At 65.4% G+C, this 13,333-nt stretch carries 15 protein-coding genes; 6 read left to right on the top strand and 9 right to left on the bottom strand.

Going from position 1 to position 13,333, the window contains the following annotated elements:
* Positions 1-49 precede the first annotated feature (49 nt).
* From QSV46_RS15740 to QSV46_RS15730, 3 genes are all read right to left on the bottom strand, one after another.
* On the bottom strand, positions 50-1,351 hold the full coding sequence (locus QSV46_RS15740) for a lytic murein transglycosylase (RefSeq protein WP_314952716.1): 1,302 nt from the start codon (positions 1,349-1,351) through the stop codon (positions 50-52).
* 135 nt (positions 1,352-1,486) lie between these two features.
* Complete coding sequence (locus QSV46_RS15735) at positions 1,487-3,424, bottom strand: glycosyltransferase (RefSeq protein WP_314952850.1); 1,938 nt, start codon at positions 3,422-3,424, stop codon at positions 1,487-1,489.
* On the bottom strand, positions 3,424-4,770 hold the full coding sequence (locus QSV46_RS15730) for an HlyD family secretion protein (protein ID WP_314952714.1): 1,347 nt from the start codon (positions 4,768-4,770) through the stop codon (positions 3,424-3,426). Before QSV46_RS15730 ends, QSV46_RS15735 begins: the two co-directional genes overlap by 1 nt.
* 285 nt (positions 4,771-5,055) lie before the next feature.
* Between QSV46_RS15730 and htpX the strand changes: the two genes are divergently transcribed.
* On the top strand, positions 5,056-6,012 hold the full coding sequence (htpX, locus tag QSV46_RS15725; RefSeq protein ID WP_314952712.1) for a zinc metalloprotease HtpX: 957 nt from the start codon (positions 5,056-5,058) through the stop codon (positions 6,010-6,012).
* A 136-nt stretch (positions 6,013-6,148) separates the two neighbouring features.
* Complete coding sequence (locus QSV46_RS15720) at positions 6,149-6,790, top strand: tetratricopeptide repeat protein (RefSeq protein WP_314952710.1); 642 nt, start codon at positions 6,149-6,151, stop codon at positions 6,788-6,790.
* 169 nt (positions 6,791-6,959) lie between these two features.
* On the opposite strand, the gene QSV46_RS15715 is transcribed toward QSV46_RS15720, so the two are convergent.
* The 3 genes from QSV46_RS15715 to QSV46_RS15705 form a co-directional block, all read right to left on the bottom strand.
* Positions 6,960-7,304: a hypothetical protein gene (locus tag QSV46_RS15715; RefSeq protein WP_314952708.1), complete on the bottom strand. Its 345-nt coding sequence runs from the start codon at positions 7,302-7,304 to the stop codon at positions 6,960-6,962.
* 159 nt (positions 7,305-7,463) lie between these two features.
* Positions 7,464-7,700, bottom strand: coding sequence for a hypothetical protein (locus tag QSV46_RS15710; RefSeq protein WP_314952706.1), 237 nt, complete (start codon positions 7,698-7,700; stop codon positions 7,464-7,466).
* A 206-nt stretch (positions 7,701-7,906) separates the two neighbouring features.
* On the bottom strand, positions 7,907-8,707 hold the full coding sequence (locus QSV46_RS15705) for a hypothetical protein (protein WP_314952705.1): 801 nt from the start codon (positions 8,705-8,707) through the stop codon (positions 7,907-7,909).
* A gap of 338 nt (positions 8,708-9,045) precedes the next feature.
* Here QSV46_RS15705 and QSV46_RS15700 point away from each other — a divergent pair, with 338 nt between their 5' ends.
* Genes QSV46_RS15700 through QSV46_RS15690 form a run of 3 tightly spaced genes read left to right on the top strand, consistent with a single transcriptional unit; the run spans position 9,046 to position 10,439 of the window.
* The gene (locus QSV46_RS15700) at positions 9,046-9,582 is read left to right on the top strand and encodes a hypothetical protein (RefSeq protein ID WP_314952703.1); all 537 of its coding nucleotides are present in this window, start codon (positions 9,046-9,048) and stop codon (positions 9,580-9,582) included.
* Between the two features lie 58 nt (positions 9,583-9,640).
* Complete coding sequence (locus QSV46_RS15695; protein ID WP_314952701.1) at positions 9,641-9,994, top strand: hypothetical protein; 354 nt, start codon at positions 9,641-9,643, stop codon at positions 9,992-9,994.
* A 16-nt stretch (positions 9,995-10,010) separates the two neighbouring features.
* Positions 10,011-10,439, top strand: coding sequence for a hypothetical protein (locus QSV46_RS15690; RefSeq protein WP_314952699.1), 429 nt, complete (start codon positions 10,011-10,013; stop codon positions 10,437-10,439).
* 56 nt (positions 10,440-10,495) lie between these two features.
* Here the strand turns inward: QSV46_RS15690 and QSV46_RS15685 are convergent, their stop codons facing one another.
* Complete coding sequence (locus tag QSV46_RS15685; RefSeq protein WP_314952697.1) at positions 10,496-10,960, bottom strand: hypothetical protein; 465 nt, start codon at positions 10,958-10,960, stop codon at positions 10,496-10,498.
* An 8-nt stretch (positions 10,961-10,968) separates the two neighbouring features.
* Positions 10,969-11,187 carry a hypothetical protein gene (locus tag QSV46_RS15680; protein WP_314952696.1) on the bottom strand — a complete coding sequence of 73 codons (219 nt, stop codon included), beginning with the start codon at positions 11,185-11,187 and terminating at the stop codon, positions 10,969-10,971.
* A 190-nt stretch (positions 11,188-11,377) separates the two neighbouring features.
* Here QSV46_RS15680 and QSV46_RS15675 point away from each other — a divergent pair, with 190 nt between their 5' ends.
* Positions 11,378-11,671: an antibiotic biosynthesis monooxygenase gene (locus tag QSV46_RS15675; RefSeq protein ID WP_314952694.1), complete on the top strand. Its 294-nt coding sequence runs from the start codon at positions 11,378-11,380 to the stop codon at positions 11,669-11,671.
* A 181-nt stretch (positions 11,672-11,852) separates the two neighbouring features.
* Here QSV46_RS15675 and QSV46_RS15670 read toward each other — a convergent pair whose 3' ends face one another.
* Entirely contained in the window at positions 11,853-13,298 is a 1,446-nt protein-coding gene (locus QSV46_RS15670; protein WP_314952692.1) for a short-chain fatty acyl-CoA regulator family protein, read from the bottom strand.
* Between the last annotated feature and the right edge of the window lie 35 nt (positions 13,299-13,333).

Genomic DNA, 13,333 nt, shown 5'->3' with positions numbered 1-13,333 from the left:
CGTCATGGAAAAATACAATCGCAAGAGTGGCCTGTGCAGTGCGAAAATTCTACCGGATCGTTGCCGCCGGCTGCGCCTGCGCCGTACCCCCGCGCATTCGGGCCAAAAGCTCCGTGGTCGGCCAGGAATCCGCCGGCAGGCCGAACTTGATCTGCATCGCCTTGACGGCGGCGCGGCTTTGCTGGCCCAGCACGCCATCGACCTTGCCGACATTGAAGCCGGCCTGGACCAGAAGCTGCTGCAATTGCTTGAGCTCGTTGAACGGCAGTTGCGCGACCGGCTGCGTCGGCTTGCGCATTGGCGGCGCGCCCGCGATGCGGGTGGCGAGATAGCCCGCGGTGGTGGAATAGATCAGCGAGTTGTTCCACTCGGTGTAAGCGGCGAAATTCGGGTACGCCATGAAGGCCGGACCGAAGCGCCCCATCGGCAGCAGCACGGACGCTGAGAGGTTGTCATTCTGCAGCGGCCGGCCATCGGGATAGGTGACCCCTAACTGCGCCCATTTCGAGCGCGGCTGCTGCACCGTGAGGTCGGTCTGATCCCACGGCAGGTTTTGCGGCACCTTGATCTCTTCCAGCCACGGCTCGCCGCGCCGCCATTTCAAGCCGTTGGCGATGTAGTTCGCGGTCGAGCCGATCACGTCGTCCTCGCTGCGCAAGAGATCGCGTCGCCCGTCGCCATCATAGTCGACGGCGTAGTTGACGTAGTGCACGGGCAGGAACTGCGTCTGTCCGAGCTCGCCGGCCCAGGAGCCGACCATCTCGTCCGGATGCAGATCGCCGCGATCGATGATCTTCAGCGCGGCGATGGTCTCGTTCACGAACATCTCGGAGCGCCGGCAGTCATAGGCCAGCGACACCAGCGATTTCAGCGTCGGCAGATTGCCCATGTTGACGCCGAAGTCGCTCTCCAGCCCCCAGAACGCGGCGATCACCGCCGGCGGCACGCCGTACTCCTTTTCGGCCCGTGCGAACGCGGCCGCGTGGGTCTTGATGTGCTGCTGGCCGTTCTGCATGCGATAGGGCGCGGCCATGCGTCCGGCGAACTCGGTGAAGAGCTGGCCGAACACGCGCTGGCCACGGTCGCGGTTGACGATGCCCTGGTCGTAGACGAGGTAGGGCGAGGCCTCCGCGATCGTCCGCTGCGATACGCCGGCGGTGACCGCCTGCTGCTTCACGTCGGCGAGGAAGCGATCGAAGCTCGCGCCGTTGTGGCACGATGCTGCGCGCGGAGAAGGGGTGGTGGCCTTGGGTGCGGCAGGCCTTGCGGGCGGCGGTGCGAACTGGGCGGAGGAAGTGGCGGAGCATGCGAGGAGCGCGACGGACGCGATCAGAAATCGGGTCTGGACCATAAGGGTTCCGGCGGGGGAGGGAGCGCGTAGATTCGCCTCGAAGTCTAGGTGAAGTGACGGCCTCAGGCCATCCTTTCCATGCCATGCCATGCCACAGCAGCCATGCCGAATGCGAGCGAGCGGATGTCGCGCGGCCTAGCCGAACAGCCGCAGCAGCAGTGCTTTCCCGACCGGGAGCGCCTTGACGCCGCGATAGGCGCGGACATATTCGCCGGCATAGAATGCCCGGATCGCATGCACGCGCGTATTCATGCTTTCCTCGAACCGCACCGCGAATCCGTCCGTGGTTCGTCGCACCACGATGGCCGCGATCGAGCGGCCGTAGATCCGGCATTCGATCGTGCTGCCGGGGAGCGGCGGATCGGGATCGATCAGCCGCGCGCCGGTAATGGAGATGTCGGCGAGCCGTGCGAGATACGACTTGCCGTCCTGACGCAGCAGCACCGGCTCATTGCGATGAAAACGCTCGGCTTTGCGCTTGCGCGGCTGCTCGATGCAGACGAAGCAGACCACGGTGAGGATGAGCGCGTTGTAGAGGCTCCAAGCCAGGGCCAGTCCGCCATAGGCGATGTTCTCGCCGCGCAGGCGCAGGATGAAGGCATAGGCAATGGCCGCCAGCGTGATGACGAGGGCGCAGCCATAAATCCGCAGCAGCGGCCATTCGACAAATCTCCTGTCGCGGTCGCCGCCCTTCGCCGTGACCTTGAATTTGCGTCCCTTCGGCTTCAACAGGCCAGCGGCCACCGCCTTGAGCACCGCGGGCGCGGCGATGAGTTGCGAGACGTCCGACATCATGGCGAGCGAACGGCCGCGTGATAGCCAGGCCATGCTGAGCCCGTGCCAGACGTAGAACGGCAGGAAGAAGCGCAATAGCTCAGTGAGATCCGCCTGCACCGCCTTGATGCCGAACAGTAGGAATAGCCAGGGCACCATGAGTCCGGCGACCTTCGACGTGTAGACCGCCGACCAGCTCATGAATGCATCGACCAGCGAGAGCCGGTCGATAAAGGACAGCTTTGAGTCCTGCGAGAGAGGTCCGCTGCGGCCGCGCACGATTTGCATCAGGCCGAGACACCAGCGGGCGCGCTGGGTGATGTATTCCTTCAGCCCCTCGGGCGCCAGCCCGATCGTCAATCGCTCGTTGAGATAGATCGTGCTGAGTCCGTACTCCTTCAGGCGAAGGGTGACGAGATAGTCTTCCGTGACGGAATCGGTCGGAAAGCCTCCGATTTGCATCAGCCCGCTATAACGGATGAGGGATGATGTGCCGCAGCAGAAGGCGACGCCCCAGGCGTCTTTTGCCGGCAGCAGGATGTCGAAGAAGAAGCGTTGCTCGTCGGGCCAAACGTCAGTCGCAGCCAGGTTGGTCTGGATCGGATCTGGATTGATGAAGTGTTGCGGCGTCTGCACCACACCGACCGAAGCATCGTCCATAAGAGAGATGGTGCGCGCGAGGAAGTCGGGCCGCGGCACGAAGTCCGCGTCGAGAATGGCCACGAAATCTGGCCGCTCCGGCAGGGCGCTGACGTGCTTGAGCGCATGATTGATGTTGCCGGCCTTGGCGTGATGGTTGTTCGGCCGCGTGAGATAATGGCAGCCGAGTTCGCCTGTGAGCCGCCGCAGCCAGGAGCGTCGGCCGTCGTCGAGCACCCAGACGCGATAATTGCCGTACTCCATACCGGTCGCGCCGATGATCGTGCGCTCGAGGATCGATCGTTCCTCGTTGTAAGTGCAGATGAAGACGTCGATCAGCGGCGCGTGCGGATCGATGGCACGGCCGTCGATCCTGGCCGCACTGGTGCGGTCCGTGGTCCGGCTCAGAAACAGCAGGGACAATGCGACCGCGACGAGCGAGGCGGCCTCCAGCAGCATGAAGGGATAACCGATCACGGCGTCCGCCGTCAGGTGCGGTGGCGGGAGCGTCGCCGTGACACGCCAATAGAGATAGCGGAGCAGGAAAACCAGCGAGACAACGGCCAGGAACGAGCGCGCCATCGTGCTGTCGCGCCTGAGTAGCGGGACGACAGCCATGAAGGCGCCGAGCGTAATCAGGCCTGGCGACAACGCCATCATCACGGCGCGGTCTCCTGCCGGGCAAACACAACGCGGCCGGTGCGCCCCACGGCGCAGGCGTTGGCAGCGGCATCGCGAGGCGCCACGGTCACGCGATAGGGCTCCTTGCTGAGCGCATCCGGATTGATGGCGAGATTGGCAGGCGCGCCGGCGGCGCCGGTCAGATTGACCACGGTGCCGGAGATCGGCGCGCCGCCGTCATTCGGCTCGAACGTGGCCTGGTCACCGAGCTGCAAGCGGTTGTAGACGTTCTCGGTGACGTTGGCCGTGATGACGGCGCCGCTGCAATCGAGCACCTTGAGCAGGGGCTGGCCGGCCTGCACGTCCTCGCCCGGCGAGGTCATCATCTCCCAGACACGGCCCGCTACGGGCGTCGTGATGTTGGCTTCGGACAGATCGGCGACGCGGACCTCCTCGATGATGATCTCGTTGGCGAGCCAGGCGATCTCGGTGTCGGTGCGCCCGAGATCAGCCTCAAGATCGCCGACGCGCTGGCGCATCTCCTCCTCGCGCTGCACCGAGCTTGGCCGGTCATTGTAGCTGTCGCCGAGGAACGAGCCGTTCCGTGCCGCAGTGAGCTCGACCTTGGCTGCATCCAGCCGCTTGCGCGCGCCGAGCTCGGTTTGCTGTGACACGGAAAGCTCGCGCGTCAGCCGCGCCAGCTCGACCGTCGAGATATTGCCGGACTTCGCGAGCGAGGATGCGCGCTCGACGGCGGCGCTGGCTTCTTCCCGCCGCGCTGCCGCCGCCTCGATCGAGGTCTGGATCTCGGCGATGCGGGCCTCGAGCTGAAGCACGCGTCCCTCGCGAAATTGCGTGGCCTGCCGCGCCAGGTCCTTTTGCGAGGCCTGGGCCGCTGCAAGCTTGGTGGCGAGGCTCGGCCGCTCGTTCTCCAGGCGTGATTTCTGCCGCCGCAGATCGTCGAGCCGGGTGCGATCGCTGCGCGAGTTCACGACGCGCAGGAGCACGGTTCCGGCGTCAAGTTTGGCCTGATCGGTGACGCGCTGGGCGGCTGCCACACGGCCGCCGATCGGCGTGCGCAGGGTGACGAGGCGGGAATTCAACACGGCCTCGACGCTCGAATACTCCCAGATCGCGCGCAGCGGCAACCAGCCAAACACGGCGACGATGGCAAGCCCGATGGCGATCTTGGCGCCGCGCCGCAGACGCGGCCAGCGGTGCCCTGATTCCGGCGAAGTCGGTGCATCGGGCGCGTGGCTGGGCTCGTCAATGGCGAACAGCTGTTCTTGCAGCGCCTCCTGCAATCCCTTGGCATCACTCCTTGTGTCGTGAGGGGAGGGAGCCGATTTTGGGTCGACGGAAGCGGCGCTGGAGCGATCCATCATGACGGTCACCTTGCCGACGGGAAGCCAACGGAACCGGTCAATGCGCAAGGACCGCGCGGCGTGCCGGTCACCGCGGATTAAGCCAGAGTTGCAGTTTCCAGGCCGATAAACTTCTGCGCGTGTTTTTGCGCAAATTTCGGTCAAGGTTTAGCGACGCCGCAAGGCTGGTCGCGCGTTTGCGGTCTGCGGCCCGGCGACGCACCTCGGCAACCTTGCGGCGCAGGGTAGCGTCCATACTTCGAGGGCGCCGGCCAACGGCTTGTCCGGGCCGGCCGGGAGACGGCCATGAACTATCTTCGTACCGCAATGCTGCTCGCAGGCCTTACCGCCCTGTTCATGGGCGTGGGCTATCTGATCGGCGGCGCCTCCGGCGCCATGATAGCGCTCGTCATTGCCGCCGCGACCAATCTCTTCACCTACTGGAACTCCGATCGCGCGGTGCTCTCGATGTACGGTGCCCACGAGGTCGACCGTAGCGGCGCGCCGGAGCTGGTTGGGCTCGTGGCCGAGCTCGCGGGACGCGCGGGCCTGCCGATGCCGCGCGTGTTCGTGATGGACGAGGCGCAGCCGAACGCCTTCGCGACCGGGCGCAATCCCGAGAATGCCGCGGTCGCCGTCACCACCGGGTTGATGCACCAGCTCAGCCGCGAGGAGCTTGCCGGCGTCATCGCGCACGAGCTCGCGCATATCAAGAATCACGATACGCTGCTGATGACTATTACGGCGACCCTCGCGGGCGCGATCTCCATGCTGGCGCAGTTCGGCATGTTCTTCGGCGGCAATCGCGACAACAACGGTCCCGGCATCGTCGGCTCGATCCTGATGATGATCCTGGCGCCGCTCGGTGCCATGCTGGTGCAGATGGCGATCAGCCGCACCCGCGAATATGCCGCCGACGATCTCGGCGGGCGCATCGTCGGTCAGCCGATGTGGCTGGCGTCCGCGCTGGTCAAGATCGAGGGCGCCGCGCATCAGGTCCCGAATTTCGAGGCAGAGCGGAATCCCGCGACCGCGCACATGTTCATCATCAATCCGCTGTCGGGCCACGGCATGGACAATCTCTTCACCACCCATCCCTCGACCCAGAACCGCATCGCCGCGCTCCAGCAGCTCGCGGCCGAGCTCGGCGCGCGGGCCGCGCCGTCGGTCGGTGCCAACGAGAACTACCCGCCGCAGGGGCCGTGGGGCCGGTCATCCTCGCGCGGGCCCGCACGCGGCCCTGCGCGTGGTCCTTGGGGCTGATGCGAAACCTGCCGGAAATTGCCCCCTCTTTGTGACCTGGCGCACACAGGATGATGCCGGCCGGTGCTAACACCGCAGCGTGACTGTTCCTTCGAAAGGGGATGCGTGGCCGGCCTTCTGCCTGCCGCCGTCGAAGATGACCAAAGCTGCGGTACCATTGCTGATCATTCTGGGCGTGCTCGTTGGCTTGTCCACGCACACGGTCGTCAATTGCGGGGACGAGGACGAGCCCGACATCTGCTCGGCCGTGATCGGCTTCTCGCCGCTGCGCGGATCACTGATTGCCTTTGCCTATGAGGGGCGCGGGCGGATCGCGCTGCGTCGTGGCGACTTCAGGCGTGCGATCGCCGATTTCGACGAAGCCATCCATCTCAATCCCAACCGCGCCTCGCTCTATCGTGACCGCGCACTGGCGCGCCTGCAGAACGGCGACCTCGCGCTCGCGATCGAGGACTATGACGAGGCGATCGCGCATGATCCCAGGCACGCCGTGCCCTATCATCAGCGCGGTCTGGCGCTCGCCGCCTCCGGCGATCTCGATCGCGCCATCCTGAGCTACAACACCGCCGTCCGCCTCGATCCCTCGCATGCGCAGGCCCGGCTCGATCGCGGCCTCGCGTTCCTCGCCCGCGGCCAGGCCGACGATGCCCGCGCCGATTTCGAAGCCGCGCTGGCATTGCCGGTCGGCAAGGACGCCCGCACCCGCGATGCGGCGCGTGCCAGGCTCGCCGAGCTCACGAGTGCCGAGCCGACCCGGGTCGCCGCGCCGCGAAGGTGAGAGGAGTCTCTCTCCCTCTCCCCGTTCTTACGGGGGAGAGCGTTCGGGTGAGGGGCTCTATCCGCGAAGACGGAAACAGTTGGAGCTGCGGAGGCTCACCTGGATTGCATCTGCGATGCAATCCGACCTCTCCCCGCAAGCGGGGCGAGGTGAAGCGCGCGAGCCGCGCCTACTTCGCTTTCTTGGTTTTCTTCTTCGCCTTCGCGGCCTTTACCGGCTTCTTCTCCGCCTTCTCCGCCTTCACCGGAATCGGCGTGCTGGCAGCCAGGCGCATGGCGCGGGCGTAGCTGTCGGCGACGTTGTCGGCGGACATCTGGAGGCGCTTGGCGGCGGTGCTAGCCTGCTCCATGGTGGCCTTGGCCATCATCTTGAAGCGGTCGCCGGTCTCCTTGCCCTTGGCCTTGGCCGCAAGGCCATTGAAGCGATCCCGCCGCTCCTTGGCGCGGGTCATCAGGCCCGCATGCAGCTGTCTGGCCAGTTGCCGGATCACGACATCCAGGTCGGCGTCCGCCATGTTCTTCAATCCTCTTCGTAAACGGTATCGATGCGGGCGGGACTATGCAGATCGGGCCCCGCCTTGGCAATTCCCGGCTGTGAATCATCCGCAGCTTCCGGCTTGCAAACAAAAAAGCCACGCTGGCCGCGCGGCTCTTTGTCAGTGCATCGCAGGCGTTCAGTAATCGTAGCCGGGACGGCCGGGGTAGTATTGCCGATTGCAGGTCCTGCGGCCGCGGTCATAGGCAGCGGCATCGCCATGGGCGAGCGCGCTGACATATTTCAGGCAGCGCACGTAATTGTCGTTGCCGAGCCAGTCCAGGCTACCGGCAGCAGCGGGGGAGATCTGGGCGGAGCCGACGAGCGTCGTGACGGCGACGAGGGCGGCGATGGCGGAGAAGGTGAGCTTTGTCATGATTGGCATCTTTCCACTTGAGGCTGCCCGATGCAGCCCCCATGACCTGACGATGCCTGATACTTCATCGAACGACTGTGCTGTCCGTCACGCGGCCTGAGCAAGGTTTGCCGACGCTGCGATCGCCAAGTCCCGGGTTGAAAAAGAAAGAGCCGCGTTATCGACGCGGCCCTTGGTGTGTTTGGAGCAGGCGCTCTGTGTCTGCCTCACTTCAGCGAGGCCACCGGGCCGTTTGATGCTGCCGGCTCCGGGTCGAAGCCGAACACGCCGACCAGATATTTGTAATAGTCCGGCATCTTCTCCTTGAGCACCTCGCGCGTCTTCGGATCGTGGAATTCGCTCTTCCCGGCCAGAAAGATGCTGGAGGTCACGGCAAAGAATTCCATGGGATTCTTCATCGCATAGGAGTCCTTGGGCAAGAGGTCCTTGGACTTGGCGAGAGCGAAATAGCCGATCACGCCCTTGTTGGCGTAGCCGTCGGGCAACAGCCGGGCGTGGTAGGCATGCAGCAGCTCATGCAGCAGCACGGCCTCCTTCTCGTAACGCATCATGTCCGGCCGCAGCATGATCACGCCGAGTCCCGAATCGACCGCGAGGTCGACCGCGTTCGGATTGGTCCAGCGCTGGCTGGCATGGTCCCACACCGTCAGCGTCCGCGGCACGCGGCGCTCGACGTTCGGGGTGACGCGGCCGTAGCAGGCGGTCGCGGCGCCTTCGTCGAGGCAGGCCAGCTCGCTGGCGATGATCGGGACGGTGCGGAAGAAGCGCAGCACGCGCGGCGACAGGCCGGACGTCTCGACCACGTCGATCTGACTCTTCAGATTTCCGGTGAGCTTGTCGACGTCCTTGCGGTCGGAATTCTCCGACAGGTCGAACATGTAGCCGCGGTAGCTCTGGAAGCCCGGCGGCAGCGGCCGCGGGGCGTCGGCATCGAGCGATCCGGCGTTGGATGGACTGGTGAAGAGCGCGCCGACGATGGTTGCGGCTAGCAGCAACGCAATGCGCATGATGAACCCCCTGATGTCACTTCGCCCGGCAGAATAGGCCACCGTTGTTTGCGAAACGTGAGTGGGGCAAGACTAAGGCGCCGATGTTGAGGCGTGCTTAATCGTTGGTTGCCGATCGCGGAACTGGATTAGTACCGGGTTAACCAAGCAGGGCAGGGTATCGGCCTCGGCTCGCGGGCGTCACGAGATCGACTGCACGCATCGTCGCAACAGCAACTGCTGATGCAACGCAACGCGTTCTTGTTGCGGCCGATGCAACCGCCGTCGGAACGTTTTGCGCGCTTACCACTTTATCCCGTGCCTCTTTTGGCAATTTTGAAAATTGGAGGAGACAGGACATGAGGTTCCTGAAATTGTCTGCGGCCGCAGCGGCGCTGCTGGCCGGTACTGCACTCGCGGTTGCGCAATCGAGTTCGACGGTGGGAACTGGCGGCAGTTCGGTCGGCGGCGGCACCAGCAACTCGACGGTTGGCACTGGCGGTTCGTCAGCCGGCTCTGGTAGCGGCTCCGGCTCGGCGTCGACGCTGGGCACCGGCGGCTCGTCCGCGGGCGGCGGCACCAGCAGCTCCACAGTTGGCACGGGCGGCTCCGCGGCCGGCAGCGGCACCGGGTCCGGTTCGGCCTCGACGCTCGGCACGGGCGGCTCATCGGCCGGTGGCGGCAAGAGTTCGTCAAGTGTCGGCGCCGGCGGCTCCGCAGCGGGCTCGGGATCGAACTCGGCTTCGACCGTTGGCACCGGCGGATCATCCGCGGGCGGCGGCAAGAGCGGCTCGACCGTTGGCGCAGCCGGCTCGTCGGCTGGCCATGCCAGCGACATGGGCATGGAAAAGGGCAAAGGCCACCACAAGGACGAGTGGAAGAAGGACAAGAATTAGTCCGGTCCCGGGAGCGGCGGCAACGCCGCTCCCTTCATCTCTGTCGGAGGAGAACGCAATGAACAAGTCGAGCATTGCGATCGCGGTGATCGCCCTAATGGGCGGCACTGCTTTTGCGGAGACCATCGAAAAAACCGGCAAGACGGCATCGGGTGACACCTGCAAGGTGAAGGTGGAGAAGCATGCCGACGGCAGCATCACCGCAATCGGTTCGTCTGGCTCGGGCACGACCGGCTCGACCGCGTCGGCGGGCTCGCTGTCGAGCTCGAGTTCAGCCGGAGGATCGTCCGTGAATGTCCAGGCCGGCGGCGGCCACGTGTCGAGCTCGTCGTCGACATCAGGCGGCCCCGGTTCGACCAGCGCCAGCACAATCACCGTCAACGGCTGCACGATTTCGACATCGTCGCCTTAAACAGAAGGATTGATTCATGAAGACGTTTCTCACGACCTCGACGGTCGCGCTTCTGCTCGCCGCCACCGCGCCGCTCTTTGCGCAAACCAGCATAACGGGTGGCACCGGCGGCTCGGCGGCTGCTGGCGGCACCTCGGCCAGCACGCTCGGCACCGGCGGCACCTCGACCTCGGCATCCGGTCAGACCGGCTCGTCGATCGCGGCCGGCGGCAGCGCGGCAGCGGCGAATGGCAGGGCGCAGACCGGCACGAGCATGAACAAGGGCAACGGTCCCAACCTCAACGCCAACGCCCGCGCGCAGGCGCATGAGGGCGGCACGTTCAGCCGCTCGCACACGCGGACCAAGGTGAAAGCGGGCGAGGAGGTCGGTTCGACGACCAAGACCATGTCGCACGTGCCAGGCTCCAAGCCCACCATGTCGACCACCTCGACGACAGCTCGCTAGTCCTCACGACACTGCTGCCCGATACGTCGGGCAGCTTTTTTGTGCCTGCCTCGGTATCAACCGCCTCGCAGCGTGTTGCTGATCCTCGTGACGACGCTGTCCCACCGCCGTTTCTCGGCCGCCGGATAGTTGATCAGCACGCAATGCACGTAGCGGCCGGAAAAATTGCAGCGATCGTACCAGATCGTGTCGCGTTTGACGCTGGAGACCACGAAGAAGCGAGGCGTGACGCGTTTGTAAATGATGCCGGATGGCGGGTTTTTGCGGGCGAGGAAGGCTGCTGGCGATTCGCCGGTCCTGGGCACCGCCTGCACCGTGAGATCCGCGCGACCATCGGCGGAGCGAAACCGCTGCCCATAGCCATCCGGTTTGCCGGCTTCTTCGGTGAAAATGGAGGCCGGAATATCCACTGCAGTGCCGGTTTCCGGAATGCGATAGCTGGTCCAGCTCTCCCCATGCGCAGCCGCAGAGCTGCAAAGCACCACAGCGATTGCAGCCAGGCTCCTCTTAATTGTCATCATTGACCTCGTCATGTCCGCGGCGCGAGCTGGAGCTCCATCAGCGCAATCCGCTCGAGCACCGCGACATCGCGCTCGCCGGCATTGGCTGTGCGGAGAATGGATTGGGCAAGTGCGTCGACATGCCCGGCATGCACCGGCTCAGGCAGTGTTGCGACCGCAGCCCTCAATGCAGCGGTCATGATCTCGATGACCTCGGGGGAGAATTCCGCATTTGAAAAGTTCTTCATCGCCCGACCGGCGGTACATCACCGCGCACCTCGTCGGACAACATCGGGAAAAAGCGGAAGTTCCTGGGGTCGTTATCGAGGCCTGCCAGCAGCGCGCGTCGACAATTGCGCACGGGAGCGTGGATCGATCCGGTGCTTCGGCGTAGGATCGCATTTGGGCACCAGGCCCACACGCAGCCAGGAGGAAGCCATGTATGCCGCCATCCGTCAGGCCAAAGCCAAAAGCGGGAGCGCGGAAGAGCTGGCGCGCCGCATCAAGGACGGCGCCGTTCCGATCATCAGCGACGTCGACGGTTTCCGCGCCTATTACGTCGTCTATGCCGGCGACGACACGGTCACCGCGATCTCGATCTTCGACAAGTTCGAGCAGGCCGAGGAGGCGAACCGGCGCGCGATCGCCTGGATCGAGAAGGAGCTCGAACCGCTGCTGGCGGGACATGCGAGCGCCGCGGCGGGGCCGGTGATCGTGCATACGCTGGCGTGAGGCGTTAGGTGGAGCAGTCGGGCCGTATCATCCGCTGTCATCGCCCGGCTTGACCGGGCGATCCAGTACGCCGAGGCGGCTGTGATGGAGCCGGCGGGCCGCGGCGTACTGGATGCCCCGCTTTCGCGGAGCATGACAGCGGTGGATGTGCGTGCGCTTTCCGCCAAACCCGCACTCCCCCTCACAACTCCCGCGCATTCGAGAACGCGAACGAGCTTACCCGCCGCGTCGTCTCGTCCAGGATCAGCGTGCGCGTGATCGGCGGCTCGGCGCGCTGAGCGCAATTTTCGCGCTCGCAGAGGCGGCAGTTGACGCCGATCGGCGTACCCTCTGTCTTCTCGAGGTCGATGCCGGCGGCGTAAGTCAGGCGCGCGGCGTGACGGATCTCGCAGCCGAGGCCGATGGCGAAGCGCGGCTGCGGCAGCGGATGCGGCGCGACGGGGCGGCGCACCATCTGCGCGATCGAGAAATAGCGCGTGCCGTCCGGCAGCTCGATCACCTGCTTGAGCAGGCGGTCCGGCGTGTCGAAGGTCGAGTGCACGTTCCACAACGGGCAGGTGCCGCCGAATTTCGAGAATGGAAACGTGCCGGACGAGAACCGCTTCGAGACGTTGCCGGCATTGTCCACCCGCAGCAGGAAGAACGGAATGCCGCGCGCGTTCGGCCGCTGCAGCGTGGTGAGGCGATGGCAGACCTGCTCGAAGCCGGAATTGAAGCGCTGCGCCAGCAAATGGATGTCGTAATTGAGCGCTTCGGCGGCCGCCAGGAAGGCCGGATAGGGCATCATCACGGCGGCCGCGAAATAGTTGGCGAGCGTGATCCGAAACAGGCGCCGCGGCGTGTCGTCGAGCGGGCCGGCGCGGCCGATGATGGTCTCCAGCTGCTGCGCGCATTCGCCGAGGCCAAGCTGGAAGGCGAGCTGGAACGCACGGCCGGGCGGATCAACCAGCTCGGAGATCAGGAGCTGGCGGCGGTGGCGGTCGAACCGCCTCAGCGTCTCGCGCATGACGTCGACCGGCATGATGCGGGTCTGGATCGAATGTTTTTCGCGAAGGCGCGCCGCGAGCGCCGCGCAGAGTCCCTCGGCCGGCACGTTCAGCTCGTCGCGAAGATTTTCCGCGGCCTGCTCGAGCTCCGGAAAATAGTTGCGATTGGCCTCGATCAGCTCGCGCACGCGCTCGACCGGATTGGCCTCATAGCGCGTGCCGACGTCGCGGTCGGCCATCTGCGCCGCCGCCAGCGTCTCGCCCTGGCGGGCCTCGGCATAGGCCGCGTAGAGCCGCTGGAGGGCATGGGTGACGCCGGGGCAGAGCTCGGCGAGGTCACGCAGCTCCTGCTTGGGAACGTCGATCTGGCGGAACAGCGGATCGGAGAAGATCTCGTTCAGCTCGGCGAAGAAGCGGTCCTCGTCGGCGGTGGCGAGGTCGCGGAGGTCGAGGTCGTAGGTCTCCGCCAGCCGCAGCAGGATCTGCGCCGTCACCGGCCGCTGGTTGCGCTCGATCAGGTTGACGTAGCTCGGCGAGATCCCGAGCCCCTCGGCGATCTGGGTCTGTGACAGCCCCAATTGCTGCCGGATCCTCCGGAAGCGCGGGCCGACGAACAGTTTCTTCCCGGATACGGCGGGCATTTGTCAGGTCTCCGAGGGTCTCGCGAAAGGCATCA

The sequence above is a fragment of the Bradyrhizobium cosmicum genome, assembly GCF_032290525.1.
Taxonomy (GTDB): Bacteria; Pseudomonadota; Alphaproteobacteria; order Rhizobiales; family Xanthobacteraceae; genus Bradyrhizobium; species Bradyrhizobium cosmicum_A.
The sequence above is the reverse complement of the archived record's forward strand: the minus strand, read 5'-3'. Positions and strand labels throughout refer to the sequence as shown.